Source organism: Rhodopseudomonas palustris, from assembly GCF_003591005.1.
GTDB lineage: Bacteria > Pseudomonadota > Alphaproteobacteria > Rhizobiales > Xanthobacteraceae > Rhodopseudomonas > Rhodopseudomonas palustris_K.
Window position 1 is genome coordinate 1 of record NZ_QYYD01000016.1, and the last position, 18,842, is coordinate 18,842.

Here is an 18,842-nt window from a genome sequence, read left to right on the forward strand (position 1 = left end):
CGATCGACGCCCTGCTCAAACCGCCGCCGACCATCAAAGATCAGCGACAGTTGAGCCTCAGTATTGATCAAATTTAAACCGGACAGCCGTGGCACAAGGCCGGGCATGACGCGTGGAGGCGGAGGTATCAGAATCAAAAGGGCGAATTCTCGGCGAGGCACTGAGAAGCCCGGCGAAGCCGAGCATCTCTACGAATAAAGCCACGCCGCACCGGTGGCCCATGGGTGGAGACGGCGCTTCGCACCTTCTCACCATGAGGTTGCGCGAGAGGCGACGTCACCTCCGCCGGCTCAGACTCTAACAAAAGCCGATCAGCTCGAGCAGATGCGATGCGGATGATCCTCGGCACATCACGATCAGCGCCGCCCCTTGCAGAGCGCGTTCCGGTTCGATCACCCGCCGAAGAACGCTATGAGATACAAAGTAGCAGCCCTTCAACTCAGCTTCGCCGGAATAAATGCCCTCTTTTCCGAAGTCGGTTAGTGGTGCGGCTCTCAACGGATCTGCCGACCGCAGGCCGTATCAGACAGGTCGAAACAGGCAGTCGACCTCGACCATCGACATCCCATCCTCGTGATCGAAATTAACCGGTGCAATCTGCGCGGGAATGAAGCCCAATGAAGCCATGTATGTGAGGGCCTCAGGGAGCGTCCAGTTTCCGCGATAGAATTGAACGACCGGAAGTTCCAGCAGGACTCCCTTGGATCGCGATAGCGTTCGGCGTCCGCCTTCGAGGACCGCTTTCTCAAATCCCTGGGTGTCGATCTTGATGAGATAGTTCGGTTCGCCGTCGTCGGCGACATCATCCAGTTTCTTGACCTCGACTCGTTCCTGGGACACCGCGGTGGAGTTCTGGTCAAACTGCACCGCCGCGTCATCAAGATCGAGAAACGAGCTGAACCGCGAATCTTTTGAGACGTGAATGTCGAGCTGACCTGCGGTATCGCCCAAACCGAAATTGAAGGCCTTCCACTTACCGTCGCGGCGCGTTTTTTGTTCGAGCTCCTGAAATACCAACCTGATCGGCTCAAAAGAGATGAGTTTGCCGTGGTATCCGCGCTCTCTCGTCCAAGCTCCAAACTGACCGGCGTTTGCACCGACGTCGTAAATCAGTTCGATGCGCCGATCCCGGATAAAATCGAAGAGATCTGGTCGCGGTCGGCGAACTTCGATACCGAATCCTCGCAATGCGCGCTGCAAATGCCTCATCATCGCTACAATCTCCAAATCACAAATGTGGTCGACCGAAATGTAAATCGCTTGCCGGCGCTTGGCCTGAAAACAGCAAGTATCCTTTGTTACTTGACGTGCGTCAATTGCTTCACGGGGGCACGCAGACGGGATCGGAGATCCCCAAGAGGTCATAGCGGCGCGAGGCGAACGCCATCGAGGCGAAATGGCGCGTCGTCATCGCGTCAGCTCCACGGCTTCCAACGACATCCCCGAACGGCATTGTCGCGCCGCTGAACTCGAGGCGATGCCGGATTCAGCAGAATGAGGGTCGGCGCATCGATTTGGGGGGCAGCAGAGCGAGGGGGACGCCGGACAAGCTAAGTTCCATCGCGGAACGTCGAACCGACGCCCTCTTTCAGCGCGCAGCGGCAGGATCGAACCTGCAGGCTGCGAGGTTAACTGGTAGTTTACCATATCGAGGCCACCAGCGGAACGAAACAAATTGCTTAAAATTGTCATGGTGACGGACGGAGGGGACCATGGCTCGGATCGACTATCTCAACGACCAGATCTCACGCGCGGAACGGTTGGCGAAGATGATCGCCGATGAGCTGACCGCCACCCGGCTGCGGGCGTTTGCGGCGGAGTGCCGGGCCGAGCTGGCGGCTACCCAAGGCCGCGGCGAGTTTGCCGGGTTCGGACCGCAGGCGGGTTGAAACGGCCAAACCTCCGATCGGGCGTCCTGAACGGTGAGTCCGCTACCCTCCCCGATATGCGCATGACCCGCTCGCGCGCATTGGCTGAGGCAACATCATCCCGCAGATTTGAGCACCTCTGGGCACCGCACCAATTGATCCTGCACAATGCGGCCGCCCCCGACCTTCGTTTAGCGGAGGTCGAGATGGCCCACAGAGCATCGGCGGGAGGCGACGGACTATGGCTCACACCCTCGAACAGACGATCAACGCGTTGCTCGAACAGGAGCCGGCGCTGCGGCAATGGCTGGAGCAGATGCGGGCGCTGATCCGCGATACCCGCGGGGTCACCGCGATCGCCGGGCTGACGCCAGCGGAAACCGAAGAATTCCTGCGGCTGGACCCGCGGCTGCGCGCCCATCGCGGCGCCATGACCACCGCCGAATTCGAGGCGGCGAGCGGCCGGCACGCCGAACTCAAGAGCCGGATCGAAGCCGCGCTGCAGGACGGCGCCATCGAGAGCCTCAGCGACTGGGGCGCCCCAGCCCGGGGCTGATGAGCGATCGTAGCGTGGGTTGAGCGCAGCGAAACCCACGGCGGGGGTCGCCGCAGGTATTTCTTCGATTTCAACAAACCGAGGTGATGGGTTTCGCTGCGCTCAACCCATCCTACGGCTCACCACGCTACGGCTGCGCCGCTCATGCCGCCGCCTGCGTGGCGTGCGGGCCGACCGGCTTGCAGAACCGGCTGACCAGCCAGGACGACAGCACCGCCGGTACCAGCCCGACCAGGCCGTAAAGCAGGAACTGCACGGCGCCGGCGTCGGCGCCGCGGTTGGAATAGAGAAACGCGGTGAATACGAATCCGATCGTGCCGACGATCACCAACCGCAGCGGCGGCTTGATGATGCGGATGTGGCAGATGATCTCGTCGATCGCCGCCATCATCAGCGCCGGCAACAGGCCGAACAGATAGCTGTATTGCAGCGACTTGAACATCACGACGAAGAACTTCTGCACCTCCATCAGATTGGTGTGCATCCAGTAACCCGACAGATAGCTGGTCGCGAACAACAGCAGCAGTCCGCCGACGAACGGCCCGATCGCGCCGAAGATCAGATATCGCTTCATGCCTGCTCCACCCGCGGCCCACCCGGCCGCGCCACTACGCTACGCCCGCCGCGCCGCCGCCGACAACTGCCCTGCGCGGCGGACGGGCGACATGCGACGATGGTTACATCCGCACTTCGATCAGGCTCGGCCCGCTGCCACGCACGCCCGCGTCGAGCGCGGCGTTGAGTTCGTCGGCGGTCGTCACCGCCCGGCCCGGGACGCCCATACCCTTGGCCAGCGACACCCAGTCGAGGTCCGGCCTGTCGAGCGTCAGCATGTCCTGCGCCCGCTTGCCGGGCTCGCCGGCGCCCACGCCGTCGAACTCGCCTCTCAAGATTTGGTACTTGCGGTTGGCGAACACAACGGTGGTGACGTCGAGATTTTCCCGCGCCTGGGTCCACAGCGCCTGCAGCGTGTACATCGCGCTGCCGTCGCCGACCAGGCAGATCACCTTGCGGTCCGGACACGCCACCGCTGCGCCGACCGCGACCGGCGGCGAAAAGCCGATCGAGCCGCCCATGTTCTGCAGCCAATCATGCGGCGCCGCCGCCGCGGTCGGCGGGAAGAAGCCGCGGCCAGAGGTGATCGACTCGTCGATGACGATGGCGTTCTCAGGAATCGCGACTGCGATCGCCTGCGCGATATTGTCGAGCGTCAGCGCGCCGCTGGGCTTGGCGATGTCGACCAGCGTCTGCGGCGGGACATCGGACGCCTTGGCGCCGAGTGCGCCGGCCAGCGCTTCCAGCGCGCCTTCGGAATTGTCGCCGGCGTCGGTCATGCGATGGGCCTCGCAACCCTCCGGCTTCAGCAGGCTCGGCTTGTCCGGATAGGCGAAGAACGCCACCGGATCCATCGCCTCGACCAGCACGATATGGCGGAAGTCCTTGAGGATCGGCAGCGCCGCTTCGACCACATAGGGCACCCGCTCGATGGAGTAGCGGCCGCGGCCGCGGGCCATCCGTGGATTATAGGTCTGGCCCATCACCCTGCAGCCGGTCTTGCCGGCGATCCGCGCCGCCAGCGCCAGACCGCGCTCGGTCAGTGCGCCGCCGGACAGCAGCAACAGCGTCGGCTCGCCGGAGCGCAGCACGCGCGCCGCCGTCTCGACCGCCTGCGGCGAGTAGCTCGGACGCTGCTGATCGGCCGGCACTTCGGCGATGCCGTCGGCCTCATTCCAGGCGGTGTCGGCCGGCAGGATCAGCGTGGCGATCTGCGGCGGCGTGCTCTTGGCCGCAGCAATCGCGGCGGCGCCGTCACGCGCCACCGACGTGGCGTCCGGCGACGTCCGCACCCAGGACGACATCGGTCGCGCCAGGCCCTCGATATCGGACGTCAGCGGCGCGTTGTAGTCGATGTGGTAGGTGGCGTGCTGGCCGACGATATTGACGATGCCGGAATTCGCCTTCTTGGCGTTGTGCAGATTGGCCAGGCCGTTGGCGAGGCCGGGGCCAAGATGCAGCAGGGTGGAAGCCGGCGTCCGCTTCATCCGGAAGTAACCATCGGCGGCGCCGGTGACGACGCCCTCGAACAGCCCGAGCACGCAGCGCATGCCCTCGACGCGATCGAGCGCGGCCACGAAATGCATCTCGGAGGTGCCGGGGTTCGTGAAGCAGACGTCGACGCCACCATGCACGAGCGTCCTCACCAGGCTTTCGGCGCCGTTCATCGTTTCTCTCCCTGTGCTGTCATCCCTCCGATCAATCATTGTTGAACGTGTTCGTCAAAGGGGCGAACACGCGGGACAGCGCTTCGTCGGGCGCACGTCGGCACCGGGCTCGTCGCCGCGACGACTTGCGCAATCGCCATGATTGTGGCCTGTCTAGGGTGAGATTCCGACGAATGCGAGGTTCACGATGGTTCGCTCTGCCGCCCGCCTGTTTGCGCTCGCCGCCCTGTTGGCTGCTGGGGTGACCCAGGCAGCCGCCCAGGAAGATATGCGGTCCGTGATGGGGTTCGGGCCGTTCTTCCGCTCCGGGCCGTCCGCCAGTCCCATCCCGCGCGAACGCGTCAGTTTCATGGGCAACTACGCTCCTGGCACCATCGTGATCAGCACCTCTGAACGCCGGCTGTATCTGGTCGAGCCGGGCGGCAGCGCGCTGCGCTACGGCATCGGCGTCGGCCGGGACGGGTTCCGCTGGGCCGGCGTGCACCGCATCACCGCCAAGAAGGAATGGCCGAGCTGGACGCCGCCCGCGCAGATGCTGCGCCGCCGCCCCGACCTGCCGCGGCACATGGCGGGCGGCGAGGACAATCCGCTCGGCGCCCGGGCGATGTATCTCGGCTCGACGCTGTACCGGATCCACGGCTCGAACGAGCCGGAAACGATCGGTCAGGCGGTTTCGTCGGGCTGCTTCCGGATGACCAACGAAGACGTCGTTGACCTCTATGACCGCGTTCGCGTCGGCGCCACGGTGATCGTGCGGAATTGATGCAGCGGGGCGCGCAGCCCCACCGCTTCGAATTGCTGGTTGTGCGGCGCGGCGGATTGCGGCAGCGTTCCGTCATGCACTTCGGCCGCGCCACCGCTATCCTAGGCCCCGCGCTCGCAGCGATGCTTGCCGCGACGACGGGCACGCTGCCGGTGCGGGCCGCCGACACCACCGACATTTCGGCCAATCAGCGCGCCGACAAGCGCGACTTCACCGACAGCCAGATCTTCGACGGTTTCTTCAAGACCGCGTTCGGCGCCGAGTATCACCTCGCCGGCCGGGTCGACCGCATCCGCAAATTCGAGGGGCCGGTGCGGATCTTCGCGGAGGGCGAGACACATCCCGATCGCCGCGCGCAGCTGGGCCGCGTCGTTGCCGACATCGCCAAGCGGGTCCGGCATCTCGACATTGCGATCACCGACGACGCCGACGAGGCCAACGTCACGGTCCACCTCGTCCGCGACAGGAATCTGAACAAGACGATCCAGACCTTCTACGGCGCCGAGCGCGCCAAGGAGATTCGCGAGTCGCTCGATCCGCAATGCCTGTCCGGCTTCCGCAAGAACGACAAGTTCGAGATCGAGCATGCCGACGTCATTCTCACGATCGACAATGGCGACTTCGTTTTCCTCGACTGCGCCTACGAGGAGCTGTTGCAGTCACTCGGCCCGATCAACGACACCGACGAGGTACCGTGGACGATGTTCAACGACAACGTCCAGAAGGGCTATTTCGACGTCTACGATCAGTATCTGATGAACATCCTGTATCACCCGCAGATCAAGCCGGGCATGACCGTGCAGGAGGTCAAGTCGGTGCTGCCGCAAGTGATGGCCGACGTCCGGAGCTTCGTCGGCAAGGTGAACGGGCTGGGGCAATAGGCGACTGACCGGCAGCTCTTCCTGCGACGACCTCTCCCCGTCATTCTGGGGCACGCGAAGCGTGAGCCCCGAATCCATATCCCCTGGCATCTCGACTAGTAATAACGACCGCCGCCCGTTACCACAGGCGCTGCGGCGTATGGATTCCGGGCTCGCCGCTGCGCGGCGCCCCGGAATGACGAGGGGTGTTGGGCTACGCCGTTTTGGTGAACAGTTCGCGGCCGATCAGCATCCGGCGGATCTCGCTGGTGCCGGCGCCAATTTCGTACAACTTGGCGTCGCGCAGCAGACGGCCGGTCGGATAGTCGTTGATGTAGCCGTTGCCGCCGAGCAGCTGGATGGCGTCGAGCGCGCATTGGGTGGCGCGTTCGGCGGCGTAGAGGATCGCTCCGGCGGCGTCCTCGCGGGTCGTCTCGCCGCGGTCGCAAGCCTTGGCCACGGCGTAGACGTAAGCGCGCGAGGCGTTCATCGTCACATACATGTCGGCGACCTTGCCCTGCACCAGCTGGAAATTGCCGATCGGCTCGCCGAACTGCTTGCGCTCGTGCACATAGGGCAGCACCACGTCCATGCACGCCTGCATGATGCCGAGCGGCCCGGCGGCCAGCACCGCGCGCTCGTAGTCGAGCCCGCTCATCAGCACGTTGACGCCGCGGCCGACCTCGCCGAGCACGTTCTCCTCCGGCACTTCGCAGTCCTCGAACACGAGTTCGCAAGTGTCGGAGCCGCGCATGCCGAGCTTGTCGAGCTTCTGGGCGGTGCTGAAGCCCTTGAAACCCTTCTCGATCAGGAACGCCGTCATGCCGCGCGGACCGGCGTTGGGATCGGTCTTGGCGTAGACCACCAGCGTTTCGGCGACCGGGCCGTTGGTGATCCACATCTTGTTGCCGTTGAGTATGTAGCGGTCGCCTTTCTTGTCGGCGCGCGTCTTCATCGACACCACGTCGGAGCCGGCGCCGGGCTCGCTCATCGCCAGCGCGCCGACGTGCTCGCCGCTGATCAGCTTGGGCAGATACTTGCGCTTCTGCGCCTCGTTGCCGTTACGGCGCAGCTGATTGATGCAGAGGTTGGAATGTGCCCCATAAGACAGGCCGACCGACGCCGAGGCGCGCGAGATTTCCTCCATGGCGATGCAGTGCTCGAGATAGCCGAGCCCGGCGCCGCCATATTCCTCCTCGACCGTGATGCCGTGCAGGCCGAGTTCACCCAGCTTCGGCCACAGCTCGCGCGGGAACGTGTTGGTCTTGTCGATGGCCTCGGCGCGCGGGGCGATCTCGTCCGCCGCAAAGCCGCGCACCGTTTCGCGGATGGCGTCTGCGGTCTCGCCGAGATCGAAATTGAACAGGCTCTGCGCGTTCGGAATCATGGTCGGGCTGTCTCCACTCGCCGCGCGGCACCGCCGCGCCGTGTTCTGATTGAGCGGCACCATGTCATGCCGACGCAGGGCTGAGAAGGCTCCACAGGTGGGTTTGGGCCGCGGGCGGCGGCGGCCCCGCAGCGCCTCCACGCAACTGTTGCGCCGCCGAAGCCGGATATCGCGCGATCTTGCGCGGAGCCGCTCTCCGATCGCCGCGTTCGCCTTGCTCTTGCCCACGCAACCGGATGTAATCGCCGCCACGGACTGCCGCGACCAAGACGGCAGCCACGACAGACTGACCGCTGCAAGGTGGCAGTCAGGAGCGAAACACCGACCATCGAGGCCCCCATGCACGGCACCATCGACATCGACACAGCCGCCCGCCAACGCGCCGCGCGTGAGGAGGCCTACGCCACCCCACTGAAGGACTTTCATCCCGGCGCGCCGCGGCACTTCCGCGACGACACGCTGTGGCCGTGGTTCGAGCGGTTGCGCGCCGAGGAGCCGGTGCATTACTGCACCAACGCGCCGATCGAGCCGTATTGGAGCGTGGTGAAGTACAACGACATCATGCATGTCGACACCAGCCACCAGGTGTTCTCGTCGGACTCGACGCTCGGCGGCATTTCGATCCGCGATGCTCCGCCCGGCTACGACTGGCCGAGCTTCATCGCGATGGACGAGCCGCGGCATTCGGCGCAGCGCAAGACGGTGTCGCCGATGTTCACGCCGGATCATCTCGACGAACTCGCGGTGCTGATCCGGCAGCGCACCCGCAAGGTGCTGGACGGCCTCCCGCGCGGCGAGACCTTCAACTTCGTCGATCGCGTCTCGATCGAACTCACCACGCAGATGCTGGCGACGCTGTTCGACTTCCCGTTCGAGGAGCGGCGCAAGCTGACGCGCTGGTCGGACGTCGCCACCGCGCTGCCCAAGAGTGGCGTGGTCGAGTCCGAGCAGCAGCGCCGCGACGAACTGAACGAATGCGCCGCGACCTTCGCCCGGCTTTGGAACGAGCGGGTCAATTCCGATCCGCGGAATGACCTGCTGTCGATGATGGCGCATCACGACGCCACGCGTTACATGGACCGCGACAATCTGATGGGCAATCTCATCCTGCTGATCGTCGGCGGCAACGACACCACCCGCAACACCATGACCGGATCGGTGCTGGCGCTGAACGAAAACCCGGACCAGTTCGCCAAGCTGCGCGCCAATCCGAAGCTGATCGACAGCATGGTGCCCGAGGTGATCCGCTGGCAGACGCCGCTGGCGCATATGCGCCGCACGGCCAAGGAGGACACCGAGCTCGGCGGCAAGACGATCCGCAAGGGCGACCGCGTGGTGATGTGGTACGTCTCCGGCAACCGTGACGACGAGGTGATCGAGCGGCCGAACGAGTTCATCATCGACCGCAAGCGGCCGAAGATCCACCTCTCCTTCGGCTTCGGCATTCACCGCTGCGTCGGCATGCGGCTGGCGGAATTGCAGCTCAAAATCGTCTGGGAAGAAATGCTGGACAGGTTTGACCGCATCGAAGTTGTCGGGGAGCCGAAGCGGGTGTATTCGAGCTTCGTCAAGGGCTACGAGTCCTTGCCGGTTCGCATTTCCTGACCTCTCCCAAGAAAAAGAAGACAGCCTCGACAATGAAACATCATGCCGCCGCGGAGCAGGACGAATTCCACGACATCCGCGACGCCGTCGCCAAACTGTGCGCGCAGTTTCCGGGCGAATACTGGCGCAAGCTCGACCGCGACATGGCCTATCCGAAGGCGTTCGTCGATGCGCTGACCGAGGCCGGCTATCTGTCGGTGCTGATCCCCGAGGAATATGGCGGCGCCGGGCTGAAGCTGTCGGCCGCGGCGGCGATCTTGGAAGAGATCCAGCGCGCCGGCTGCAACGGCGGCGGCTGCCACGCACAGATGTACACCATGGGTACTCTGCTACGCCATGGCAGCGACGAGCAGAAGGCCAAGTGGCTGCCCAAGATCGCCAGCGGTGAGCTGCGCCTGCAAGCCTTCGGCGTCACCGAGCCGACCTCGGGCACCGACACCACCTCGCTCAAGACCTTTGCCAAGAAGGATGACAACGGCGACTACGTCGTCAACGGCCAGAAGATCTGGACCAGCCGCGCCGAATATTCCGACCTGATGATCCTTTTGGCGCGCACCACGCCGAAGGATCAGGTTACGAAGAAGACCGAAGGCCTGTCGGTGTTCCTGGTCGACATGCGCGAAGCGCGCGGCAGCGGCCTGGAGATCCGGCCGATCCGCACCATGATGAACCACGCCACCACCGAAGTGTTCTTCACCGACATGAAGGTGCCGAAGGAGAACCTGATCGGCGAGGAAGGCAAGGGCTTCCGCTACATCCTGTCCGGCATGAATGCCGAGCGCATCCTGATCGCCTCGGAGTGCATCGGCGACGCCAAATGGTTCATCGCCAAGGCCACCAACTATGCCAAGGATCGCGTGGTGTTCGGCCGGCCGATCGGCCAGAACCAGGGCATCCAGTTTCCGATCGCCAAGGCCTACGCCAACATGCGCGCGGCCGAGCTGATGGTGAAGGAAGCGACCCGCAAGTACGAAGCCGGCATGGACTGCGGCGCCGAGGCCAACATGGCCAAGATGCTCGCCGCCGACGCCTCGTTCGAAGCCGCCAACGCCTGCATCCAGACCCATGGCGGCTTCGGCTTCGCCGAGGAATACGACGTCGAGCGCAAGTTCCGCGAGACGCGGCTGTATCAGGTTGCCCCGATCTCCACCAATTTGATCCTGTCGCACGTCGCCGAGCACGTCCTCGGCATGCCGCGGTCGTATTGATTTGTCGTCATTGCGAGCGAAGCGAAGCAGTCCAGAGCCGAGCACTGCGCCACTGGATTGCTTCGTCGCTTCGCTCCTCGCAATGACGGAGCCATGCAGGAATACAGAATGCTTCCGCTCGAAGGACTGACCGTCATCGCCGTCGAACAGGCGGTCGCGGCGCCGTATTGCAGTTCGCGGCTGGCCGATGCCGGCGCGCACGTCATCAAGATCGAACGCCCCGAGGGCGATTTCGCCCGCGGCTATGATGCCGCCGCAAAGGGCCAGAGCAGTTACTTCGTCTGGCTCAACCGCGGCAAGGAATCCGCCGTGGTCGATCTGTCGACCCAGGAAGGCCGCGACGAGCTCGAAAAGCTGATCGCCTCCGCCGACGTGCTGCTGCAGAACCTCAAGCCCGGCTCGATGGACAAGCTCGGCTTCGCCCGCGAGCGGCTGCGCAAGGACTATCCGAAGCTGATCATCTGCACCATCTCCGGCTACGGCGACGACGGCCCCTACGCGCATCGCAAGGCCTATGACCTGTTGATCCAGGCCGAGAGCGGCCTCGCCTCCATCACCGGCGGCCCGGAAAGCGCCTCGCGCGTCGGCATGTCGGTGGTCGACGTCGCCACCGGCGCGGCCGCGCATGCGGCGATCCTCGAAGCGTTGATCGGCCGCGGCCGTTCGGGGCAAGGCGCCGACATCCGGATCTCGATGTTCGACGTGATGGCCGACTGGCTCACCGTGCCGCTGCTCAACGCCGAAGCCGGCAACCCGCCGAAGCGGCTCGGCCTCGCGCATCCGTCGATCGCGCCCTACGGCGTGTTCACCTCCAAGGACGGCAAGGACATCCTGATCTCGATCCAGAGCGAGCGGGAGTGGAAGAAGCTCTGCTCCGACGTGCTGCGCCAGCCGGATCTGCCGAACGATCCGCGGTTGAAGAACGGCGTTGAGCGGGTGAAGAACCGCGCCTACACCGACAAGATCGTCGCCGATATCTTCGGTTCGCTGACCCGCGACGACCTGCTCGAACATCTCGCCAGCGCCGACATCGCCTTCGCCGAAGTCAACACCATGGACGACCTGTCGCACCATCCGCATCTACGCCGGATCGAGGTCGACACGCCGAACGGCAAGGTCGGCTATCCGGCGCCGGCCGCGATCGTGGTCGGCGAGGAGCGGCATTACGGCGCCGTGCCGGGCATCGGCGACAAGCGCAAGTAAGCGGGGACCACCATGACCAATACGCTCGACATCGATCATCTGCGCCAGTGGATCGGCCGCAGCGAACAAGCTAGCGATCTGGTGACGCCGCAATTGGTCAAAGGCCTGCGGGCGACGCTGTTCCTCGACATCGGCCAGCCCAAGACCGGCGACGCCGCGCCGTTCACCGCGCATTGGTGCCTCGGCCAGCCGGTATATCCGATGGACATGTTGGAGCCCGACGGCCATCCCACGCGCGGCGGCTTCCTGCCGCCGGTGCCGCTGCCGCGGCGGATGTGGGCGGGCGGCGAACTGACTTTCATCGATGCGCTGAAGGTCGGCGACGAAGTCACCCGCACCTCGACCATCGGCGACGTGCAGATCAAGCAGGGCTCGACCGGCACGCTGTGCTTCGTCACCGTCAACCACGAGATCACCACGCCCCGCGGCGTCGCGATCCGCGACCGGCAGGACATCGTCTATCGCGACGTGCCGCCGCCCTCCGCAGCGCCGGCGGCCCCGGCCAAGCCGGCCGCAGCCCCGCCAGCCGCGCAGCATCGCGAGAGCCACCTCGCCGATCCGGTTTTGCTGTTCCGCTATTCGGCGCTAACCTTCAACGGCCACCGCATCCATTACGACCGCGACTACGTCACCAAGGTCGAAGGCTATCCGGGCCTGATCGTCCACGGCCCGATGCAGGCTGCGCTGCTGGTCGAATTCGCCGCCAGGCTGAAGGGCGCGGCGCCGACGACATTTGCGTATCGCGGCGTGCAGCCGCTGTTCGACGGTGCCGAGTTCAGCGTCAACGCTAACGCGGTCGGCGACAAGCTCGAATTGTGGACCGCGAATGCGGACGGCGTGCCGACCATGAAGGGCACCGCGAGCTGGTAGCTGCTCGCCGCAAGCACGTCATTCCGGGGCGCGAGCGCAGCTCGCGAACCCGGAATCCCGAGCTGTTCTGCGATTCAGGCGCTTCCACAATTTTGGGATTCCGGGTTCGCGCGCGAAGAGCGCGCGCCCCGGAGTGACCGCGGGGATAGGGGGAGATATTGACTCCCCTCCCCGCGTGCTGATTGATCGGCTTCAATCACCAAGCGCGGCGCGCTGCGCCGGAGGAACCGCCTTGCCGAAGAAGCCGAAGCCGCACGCGGCGACCACCACCGTCAAATCCGCCACCTTCGACCTGCTGCGCGCCTTCAACATCGACAAGGTGTTCGGTAACCCCGGCTCGACCGAGCTGCCGTTCCTGAGCGACTGGCCGGACGATATCGACTACGTGCTGGCGCTCCAGGAGGCCTCGGCGGTGGCGATGGCCGACGGCTACGCGCAGGCGACGCGCAACGCCGGCTTCGTCAATCTGCATTCGGCCGCCGGCGTCGGCAACGCGCTCGGCAACATCTACACGGCGTTCAAGAACCAGACGCCGCTGGTGATCACCGCGGGTCAGCAGGCCCGCAGCCTGCTGCCGCTGCAGGCCTTCCTCGGCGCCGAGCGCGCCAGCGAGTTTCCGCGGCCCTACGTGAAATACAGCGTCGAGCCGGCGCGTGCCGAGGACGTCCCGGCCGCGATCGCACGCGCCTACTACGTGGCAATGCAGCCGCCGTGCGGCCCGACCTTCGTGTCTGTGCCGATCGACGACTGGGCGCGGCCGGCGGCGCCGGTGCCGGCGCGCAGCGTGACACGCGAACTCGGCCCGGAGCACGGCGCGATGCAGGCGCTGGCCGAGGCGCTTGCCACGGCGAAGAAGCCCGCGCTGGTGGTCGGCCCCGCGGTCGATCGCGCCGCGGCGGTCGGGCTAATGGTGCAAGTCGCCGAGCGCGCCAATGCGCCGGTGTGGGTGTCGCCGTTCTCGGCGCGCTGCAGCTTCCCCGAGCGGCATCCGTTGTTCGCCGGCTTCCTGCCGGCGTCGCCCGGGCAGCTGTCCGAGGCGCTGGGCGCCTATGACGTCGTCGTGGTCATCGGCGCGCCGGTGTTCACCTTCCATGTCGAAGGCCACGCGGCGATCTTCGACGGCGGCACACAATTGTTCCAGATCACCGACGATGCCGACGCCGCGTCGGTGACGCCGCTCGGCACCAGTATCCTTGCGACGATGACTCCGGCGCTGTCGCTGCTGCTCGAACGACTTCCTCAGGCCAAGCGCGCCGCACCGGCTCCGCGTGCGGTGCCGCCGACGCCGCAGGCTTCCGACCCGATGCCGGCCGAGTTCTTGCTGGATGCGCTGAGCAAGGCGATGCCCAATAACGCGGTGCTGATCGAGGAAGCGCCCTCGCATCGGCTGGCCATGCAGAAATACATGCCGATGCGTGGCCAGAATTCGTTCGCCACGATGGCCAGCGGCGGCCTCGGCTGGTCGCTGCCGGCCTCGGCCGGGTTTGCGCTGGCGAACGACCGGCGACGCACCGTCTGCCTGATCGGCGACGGCTCGGCGATGTACTCGGTCCAGGCGCTGTGGACCGCCGCGCAGCGCAAGCTGCCGCTGACGGTGATTATCCTGAACAACGCCGGCTACGGCGCGATGCGGTCCTTCAGCCAGGTGATGCAGGTGCGCAACGTGCCGGGGCTGGAGCTGCCGAATATCGACTTCGTCCAGCTCGCGCAATCGATGGGCTGCGCCGCAGAACGCGTATCACGCTGCGAGGATCTGAGCGCCGCGCTGAGCCGGGCGCTGTCGCATGACGGCGTGTTCGTGCTCGAGGCGATGCTGGATAGCGCGGTGCCGCTGCTGTACGCGAAGAACGGGTAATTAATTAGCACCGTCGTTCCGGGGCGCGCGCAGCGCGAACCCGGAACCCAGGAGTTGTTACGAAGAATCGATGAACTCTTCGAGATTCCGGGTTCACGCAGCTTCGCCGCGCGCCCCGGAATGACTGCGCGTTGCCGGAGAGCTACGCCTTCCCGAACGCCTCGCGCAGTTTCGCCTGGATCTTCGCCATGCCGCCAATCCAGCGGTCGTAGTTGTCGGTCTTCTTGCGCATGTAGTCGATCACCTGCGGGTGCGGCAGGATCAGGAAGGTTTCCTGTTCGACGCCCTTCAGTGCGTCCTGCGCGACCTGTTCGGGCGACAGGTTGCCGTCGGCCGACTGCGGCCCCTTGGGCAGGCCACGCAGCATGTCGGTGTCGACGCCCTGCGGGCACAGGATCGAGACGCGGATGTTGTGGGCCTTGTGCGAGATCGCGAGGTTCTCGGCGAAGCCGACGGCGCCGTGCTTGGTGGCCGAATAGGCCGGGCTGCCGACCTGCGACAGCAGGCCCGCCGCCGAGATGGTGTTGAGGAAATAGCCGCCGCCGCGTGCCTTGTAGCGCGGGATCAGATGTCGCGCCGCGTAGACATGCGCCATCACATGGATCATCCAGCTCTTCATGAAAGGCTCGTCGGACGAGCCGCCGGCATTCTCCGACATCGGATCGAAGCCGCCGCCGATGCCGGCGTTGGAGCAGAACAGGTCGATCGGGCCGAACTGCCGCTCGGTTTCCTCGATAACGTGCTGAATGTCGGATTCCCTAGCGACGTCGCATTTGAACGCCGCGCCGCCGATCGACTGCGCCACCGCTTCGGCGCGCGCCTGATCGAGATCGGCGACCACCACCTTGGCGGCGCCGGCCCTGGCGAAAGCCTCGCACAGCGCCTGACCGATGCCGTTGCCGCCGCCGGTGACGACGACGATTTTGCCAGCAATCTGCATGTTTCCCCCGTGTTGTTGTTGCGGGGGTGTCTTATCGCAAAGGCCTACAGATCGCTACGCCGCCAGCACCAGATCCATCACCGCCACATAGTGGCAGGCTGCAGCGAGCAGCACGAACGCATGCCAGATCGCGTTCTGGAACCGCAGCCGGCGCCAGGCGTGAAAGATCACGCCGAAAGTGTAGAGCGCGCCGCCGAGGCCGAGGAACCACATCGCGGTGGTCGGCAACGCCTCGATCACTTGGTCATAGGCGATGATGCCGCTCCAGCCGAGCGCGAGATAAAGCCCTACCGACAGCTTGTCGAACTTCCCGGGCTTGAAAAGCTTGAGCAGGATGCCGACCACCGCGACGCCCCAGACGCCGGCGAGCAGCGCCAGGCCGAAATTCTGGTCCGGGATCTGGGTGATGATCGGCGTGTAGGTCGCGGCAATCAGGATGTAGATCGCCGAATGGTCGAACCGGCGCAAAATCCATTTGCGCGGCGACACCGGCCACAAATTGTAGGCGGCCGACAGGCCCAGCATCGCCAGCAGACCTGCCGCGTACACAGATACCGAGACGATGGTCGGCGTCGACGCAAACACTCCGGTCAGCGTAATCAACGCAGTGACGGCGATCAGGCCGGCGACAAGGCCCAGAACGTGAACCACGCCATCGGCGATCAACTCCGCCCGATCGTAGTTCCAGTGCACTGCCCCTTTGCCATCGATTCTGGCGTGCGAAACGATTTGCTTGAAGCGAAACACTGTCATAGGCGAAGCGCGGACCCTGTCTTTCGTTGACCTGACACCTACATGGCGATGACGAGCGGTGCATGACAGGCCGGCGGCCTGCTAATGCCCACGAATTCTATCCGCCGGAAAGGCGGCGAAGCCATGGCCCCCCGCAGGTCGGATTGTCGCATCACGCGTTTTCCGGCTAACCTACCCGTCACCCATCTCCTGTTTGAATATTCGCCGCATGGCCTTCAGTTTTTCCAATCTGGTCGAGGAAGCCTGGCTGTCGGCGCGGGCGCTGAAAGACTACAGCGAGACCCTCTTCAACCCGACGATCCGGCTCGGTGTCACCGGGTTGTCGCGCGCCGGCAAGACGGTGTTCATCACCGCGCTGGTGCACGGGCTGTCGCGCGGCGGTCGGTTTCCGATCTTCGAATCGATGTCGACCGGCCGGATCGCCACCGCCCGGCTGGCGCCGCAGCCCGACGACGCAGTGCCGCGCTTCGCCTACGAGAATTTCCTCGCCACCCTGATCGAGCAGCGGCAATGGCCGACCTCGACCGTCGATATCAGCGAGCTGCGGCTGGTGATCGACTATCAGCGCAAGAACGGCGCCGCGCGTACCCTGACGCTGGACATCGTGGATTATCCCGGCGAGTGGCTGCTGGACCTGCCGCTGCTGGGCAAAAGCTACGAGAGCTGGGCGGCCGAGAGCCTGTCGCTGTCGCGGCAGGACCCGCGGGCGCGGGTCGCGCGCGAGTGGCACGCACATCTGGCGACGCTCGACCCCAACGGCCGCGAGAACGAACAGGAGACGCTGACCGCGGCACGGCTGTTCACCAGCTATCTGCGCGCCTGCCGCAATGAGCAGTTCGCCATGAGCCTGCTGCCGCCCGGCCGTTTCCTGATGCCCGGCAACCTCGCCGGCTCGCCGGCCCTGACCTTTGCGCCGCTCGACGTGCCGGTAGACGGGACGGCGCCGGAGCGCTCGCTGTGGGCGATGATGCGGCGGCGCTACGAATCCTACAAGGACGTCGTGGTGCGGCCGTTCTTTCGCGATCACTTCGCCCGGCTCGACCGCCAGATCGTGCTGGCGGATGCGCTGAGCGCGTTCAACGCCGGCCCCGAGGCGCTGCAGGATCTCGAAGCCGCGCTCGCCGGCATCCTCGACTGCTTCCGGGTCGGCCGCTCGTCGCTGCTGTCCAGCGTGTTCCGGCCGCGAATCGACCGGATCTTGTTCGCCGCCACCAAGGCCGACCATCTGCACCATTCCAGCCATGACCGGCTGGAAGCGATCCTGCGCAGGCTGGTCGAGCGTGCCATGCAGCGCGCCGAATTTGCCGGCGCCACCGTGGACGTCGTGGCGCTGGCGGCGGTCCGCGCCACCCGCGAAGCCCAGGTGCAACGCGGCCGCGACCGGCTGCCGTCGATCGTCGGCACGCCGATCAAAGGCGAGATGGCCGAGGGCGAGGTGTTCGACGGCGAGACCGAGGTCGCCACCTTCCCGGGCGACCTGCCGACCAATCTGCAGGGGCTGTTCAAGGGCGAGGACACGTTCCGCGGGCTTGCCGCCGGTCCGCACCAGGACGCCGATTTCCGCTTCCTGCGCTTCCGGCCGCCGCGGCTCGCCACGCATGATCCAGAGGGCCCGGCGCTGCCTCATATCCGCCTCGACCGCGCGCTCCAGTTCCTGATCGGAGACAAACTGCAATGACCGAGCGGGTCCCTCCGCGCCGGCCGGCGACCTTCAAGCTGACCGACCCCAGCGTCGTGCTGATCGACTCGGACGAGGCCGGCCCGAGCGCCCGCCCGACTGCGCCGGAGCCGGCGCCCTCGGCGCCGCCGCCGCGCGCTCGCGTGCAGCTGGCGCAGGAGAAAGAGCATCCGATCGTCGCCCCCAAGGCGCCGCGCAGCATCATCAATCCGCGCAAAGGCTTTAGCTGGGGCACGCTGTTCTGGAGCGCCGCGACCGGGCTGCTGTCGCTGGCGTTCTGGCTGTGGGTCAGCAAGCTGGTGGAGGATCTGTTCGCGCAAAGCGCCACGCTCGGCACCGTGGGGGCGATCCTGGCCGCGCTGGCCGGCGGCTCGCTGGCGATCATCATCGGCCGCGAGGCGTTCGGCCTGATCCGGCTGGCGCGGATCGAGCAACTGCACAGCCGCGCCGCGCGCGTGCTGGAGACCGACAATCGCGCCGAAGCTCAAGCGATCGTTCGCGAATTGTTGAAGTTCGAAAGCCCCAATCCGCAGCTCGCCCACGGCCGCGCCACGCTGGCCAAGCATCTCGACGACATCATCGACGGCGCCGACCTGATCCGGCTCGCCGAGCGCGAGCTGATGACAACGCTGGACATCGAGGCGCGGGCGCTGATCTCCAAGGCGGCGCAGCGCGTTTCGGTCGTCACCGCGATCAGCCCGAAGGCGCTGATCGACGTGTTGTTCGTGGCGATCGCAGCGACGCGGCTGATCGGCCAGCTCGCCCGTCTCTATGGCGGCCGGCCCGGCGCGCTCGGCATGATCAAGCTGATGCGGCAGACGGTGACGCATCTCGCCATCACCGGCGGCATCGCGCTCGGCGACAGCGTGATGCAATCCGTGCTCGGCCACGGCCTCGCCTCGCGGTTGTCGTCCAAGCTCGGCGAAGGCATCGTCAACGGCATGCTGACCGCCCGCCTCGGCCTCGCCGCCATCGACCTGACCCGCCCCCTCCCCTTCAACGCCCTGCCTCGGCCCGTGCTGGGCGATCTGGTCAAGGACTTGCTGAAGAAGCGCGAGAAGGAAGAGTAGCTCT

17 protein-coding genes are annotated in these 18,842 nt (G+C 65.6%); 11 read left to right on the top strand and 6 right to left on the bottom strand.

The features are described 5' to 3' along the window. Positions 1-522 precede the first annotated feature (522 nt). Positions 523-1,212, bottom strand: coding sequence for an FkbM family methyltransferase (locus tag D4Q52_RS15925; protein WP_182915336.1), 690 nt, complete (start codon positions 1,210-1,212; stop codon positions 523-525). Between the two features lie 500 nt (positions 1,213-1,712). On the opposite strand from D4Q52_RS15925, the gene D4Q52_RS26525 reads away from it, so the two are divergent. After that, on the top strand, positions 1,713-1,889 hold the full coding sequence (locus tag D4Q52_RS26525; RefSeq protein ID WP_182915337.1) for a hypothetical protein: 177 nt from the start codon (positions 1,713-1,715) through the stop codon (positions 1,887-1,889). Between the two features lie 220 nt (positions 1,890-2,109). Beyond that, positions 2,110-2,424: a hypothetical protein gene (locus tag D4Q52_RS15930; RefSeq protein WP_119857556.1), complete on the top strand. Its 315-nt coding sequence runs from the start codon at positions 2,110-2,112 to the stop codon at positions 2,422-2,424. Between the two features lie 142 nt (positions 2,425-2,566). On the opposite strand, the gene D4Q52_RS15935 is transcribed toward D4Q52_RS15930, so the two are convergent. Both D4Q52_RS15935 and D4Q52_RS15940 read right to left on the bottom strand, forming a co-directional pair. Further along, positions 2,567-2,998 (bottom strand): DUF5413 family protein, encoded by a 432-nt coding sequence (locus D4Q52_RS15935; protein ID WP_119857557.1) that lies wholly within the window; start codon positions 2,996-2,998, stop codon positions 2,567-2,569. Between the two features lie 103 nt (positions 2,999-3,101). After that, complete coding sequence (locus D4Q52_RS15940) at positions 3,102-4,646, bottom strand: acetolactate synthase large subunit (protein ID WP_119857558.1); 1,545 nt, start codon at positions 4,644-4,646, stop codon at positions 3,102-3,104. Positions 4,647-4,833: 187 nt separating this feature from the next. Between D4Q52_RS15940 and D4Q52_RS15945 the strand changes: the two genes are divergently transcribed. Continuing rightward, the gene (locus D4Q52_RS15945) at positions 4,834-5,409 is read left to right on the top strand and encodes a L,D-transpeptidase (protein WP_119857559.1); all 576 of its coding nucleotides are present in this window, start codon (positions 4,834-4,836) and stop codon (positions 5,407-5,409) included. A 74-nt stretch (positions 5,410-5,483) separates the two neighbouring features. Next, positions 5,484-6,290, top strand: a complete 807-nt coding sequence (locus tag D4Q52_RS15950; protein ID WP_119857666.1) for a DUF2927 domain-containing protein — start codon at positions 5,484-5,486, stop codon at positions 6,288-6,290. 193 nt (positions 6,291-6,483) lie between these two features. On the opposite strand, the gene D4Q52_RS15955 is transcribed toward D4Q52_RS15950, so the two are convergent. Next, the gene (locus tag D4Q52_RS15955) at positions 6,484-7,656 is read right to left on the bottom strand and encodes an isovaleryl-CoA dehydrogenase (protein ID WP_119857667.1); all 1,173 of its coding nucleotides are present in this window, start codon (positions 7,654-7,656) and stop codon (positions 6,484-6,486) included. Positions 7,657-7,995: 339 nt separating this feature from the next. On the opposite strand from D4Q52_RS15955, the gene D4Q52_RS15960 reads away from it, so the two are divergent. The 5 genes from D4Q52_RS15960 (at position 7,996) to mdlC (ending at position 14,397) form a co-directional block, all read left to right on the top strand. Beyond that, positions 7,996-9,261 (top strand): cytochrome P450, encoded by a 1,266-nt coding sequence (locus D4Q52_RS15960; protein ID WP_119857560.1) that lies wholly within the window; start codon positions 7,996-7,998, stop codon positions 9,259-9,261. A 32-nt stretch (positions 9,262-9,293) separates the two neighbouring features. Then, positions 9,294-10,469: an acyl-CoA dehydrogenase family protein gene (locus D4Q52_RS15965; RefSeq protein WP_119857561.1), complete on the top strand. Its 1,176-nt coding sequence runs from the start codon at positions 9,294-9,296 to the stop codon at positions 10,467-10,469. A 108-nt stretch (positions 10,470-10,577) separates the two neighbouring features. Then, complete coding sequence (locus D4Q52_RS15970; protein ID WP_119857668.1) at positions 10,578-11,672, top strand: CaiB/BaiF CoA transferase family protein; 1,095 nt, start codon at positions 10,578-10,580, stop codon at positions 11,670-11,672. 12 nt (positions 11,673-11,684) lie between these two features. Further along, the gene (locus D4Q52_RS15975; RefSeq protein ID WP_119857562.1) at positions 11,685-12,542 is read left to right on the top strand and encodes an FAS1-like dehydratase domain-containing protein; all 858 of its coding nucleotides are present in this window, start codon (positions 11,685-11,687) and stop codon (positions 12,540-12,542) included. 232 nt (positions 12,543-12,774) lie between these two features. Further along, positions 12,775-14,397 carry a benzoylformate decarboxylase gene (gene mdlC, locus D4Q52_RS15980; RefSeq protein WP_119857563.1) on the top strand — a complete coding sequence of 541 codons (1,623 nt, stop codon included), beginning with the start codon at positions 12,775-12,777 and terminating at the stop codon, positions 14,395-14,397. 142 nt (positions 14,398-14,539) lie between these two features. On the opposite strand, the gene D4Q52_RS15985 is transcribed toward mdlC, so the two are convergent. Both D4Q52_RS15985 and trhA read right to left on the bottom strand, forming a co-directional pair. Then, positions 14,540-15,337 carry an SDR family oxidoreductase gene (locus D4Q52_RS15985; protein ID WP_119857564.1) on the bottom strand — a complete coding sequence of 266 codons (798 nt, stop codon included), beginning with the start codon at positions 15,335-15,337 and terminating at the stop codon, positions 14,540-14,542. A 54-nt stretch (positions 15,338-15,391) separates the two neighbouring features. Next, positions 15,392-16,090 carry a PAQR family membrane homeostasis protein TrhA gene (gene trhA, locus D4Q52_RS15990; protein WP_119857565.1) on the bottom strand — a complete coding sequence of 233 codons (699 nt, stop codon included), beginning with the start codon at positions 16,088-16,090 and terminating at the stop codon, positions 15,392-15,394. A 208-nt stretch (positions 16,091-16,298) separates the two neighbouring features. On the opposite strand from trhA, the gene D4Q52_RS15995 reads away from it, so the two are divergent. Both D4Q52_RS15995 and D4Q52_RS16000 read left to right on the top strand, forming a co-directional pair. Next, complete coding sequence (locus tag D4Q52_RS15995) at positions 16,299-17,768, top strand: YcjX family protein (RefSeq protein ID WP_119857566.1); 1,470 nt, start codon at positions 16,299-16,301, stop codon at positions 17,766-17,768. Next, a complete protein-coding gene (locus tag D4Q52_RS16000; protein WP_119857567.1) occupies positions 17,765-18,838 on the top strand; it encodes a YcjF family protein in 1,074 nt (357 codons plus the stop codon). Before D4Q52_RS15995 ends, D4Q52_RS16000 begins: the two co-directional genes overlap by 4 nt. The last annotated feature ends 4 nt before the right edge of the window (positions 18,839-18,842 follow it).

Bases quoted from the DNA above. Each gene is read 5' to 3' on its own strand.
- D4Q52_RS15925 (WP_182915336.1), bottom strand. From the start codon at position 1,212: ATGATGAGGCATTTGCAGCGCGCATTGCGAGGATTCGGTATCGAAGTT.
- D4Q52_RS26525 (WP_182915337.1), top strand. From the start codon at position 1,713: ATGGCTCGGATCGACTATCTCAACGACCAGATCTCACGCGCGGAACGG.
- D4Q52_RS15930 (WP_119857556.1), top strand. From the start codon at position 2,110: ATGGCTCACACCCTCGAACAGACGATCAACGCGTTGCTCGAACAGGAG.
- D4Q52_RS15935 (WP_119857557.1), bottom strand. From the start codon at position 2,998: ATGAAGCGATATCTGATCTTCGGCGCGATCGGGCCGTTCGTCGGCGGA.
- D4Q52_RS15940 (WP_119857558.1), bottom strand. From the start codon at position 4,646: ATGAACGGCGCCGAAAGCCTGGTGAGGACGCTCGTGCATGGTGGCGTC.
- D4Q52_RS15945 (WP_119857559.1), top strand. From the start codon at position 4,834: ATGGTTCGCTCTGCCGCCCGCCTGTTTGCGCTCGCCGCCCTGTTGGCT.
- D4Q52_RS15950 (WP_119857666.1), top strand. From the start codon at position 5,484: ATGCACTTCGGCCGCGCCACCGCTATCCTAGGCCCCGCGCTCGCAGCG.
- D4Q52_RS15955 (WP_119857667.1), bottom strand. From the start codon at position 7,656: ATGATTCCGAACGCGCAGAGCCTGTTCAATTTCGATCTCGGCGAGACC.
- D4Q52_RS15960 (WP_119857560.1), top strand. From the start codon at position 7,996: ATGCACGGCACCATCGACATCGACACAGCCGCCCGCCAACGCGCCGCG.
- D4Q52_RS15965 (WP_119857561.1), top strand. From the start codon at position 9,294: ATGAAACATCATGCCGCCGCGGAGCAGGACGAATTCCACGACATCCGC.
- D4Q52_RS15970 (WP_119857668.1), top strand. From the start codon at position 10,578: ATGCTTCCGCTCGAAGGACTGACCGTCATCGCCGTCGAACAGGCGGTC.
- D4Q52_RS15975 (WP_119857562.1), top strand. From the start codon at position 11,685: ATGACCAATACGCTCGACATCGATCATCTGCGCCAGTGGATCGGCCGC.
- D4Q52_RS15985 (WP_119857564.1), bottom strand. From the start codon at position 15,337: ATGCAGATTGCTGGCAAAATCGTCGTCGTCACCGGCGGCGGCAACGGC.
- trhA (WP_119857565.1), bottom strand. From the start codon at position 16,090: ATGACAGTGTTTCGCTTCAAGCAAATCGTTTCGCACGCCAGAATCGAT.
- D4Q52_RS15995 (WP_119857566.1), top strand. From the start codon at position 16,299: ATGGCCTTCAGTTTTTCCAATCTGGTCGAGGAAGCCTGGCTGTCGGCG.
- D4Q52_RS16000 (WP_119857567.1), top strand. From the start codon at position 17,765: ATGACCGAGCGGGTCCCTCCGCGCCGGCCGGCGACCTTCAAGCTGACC.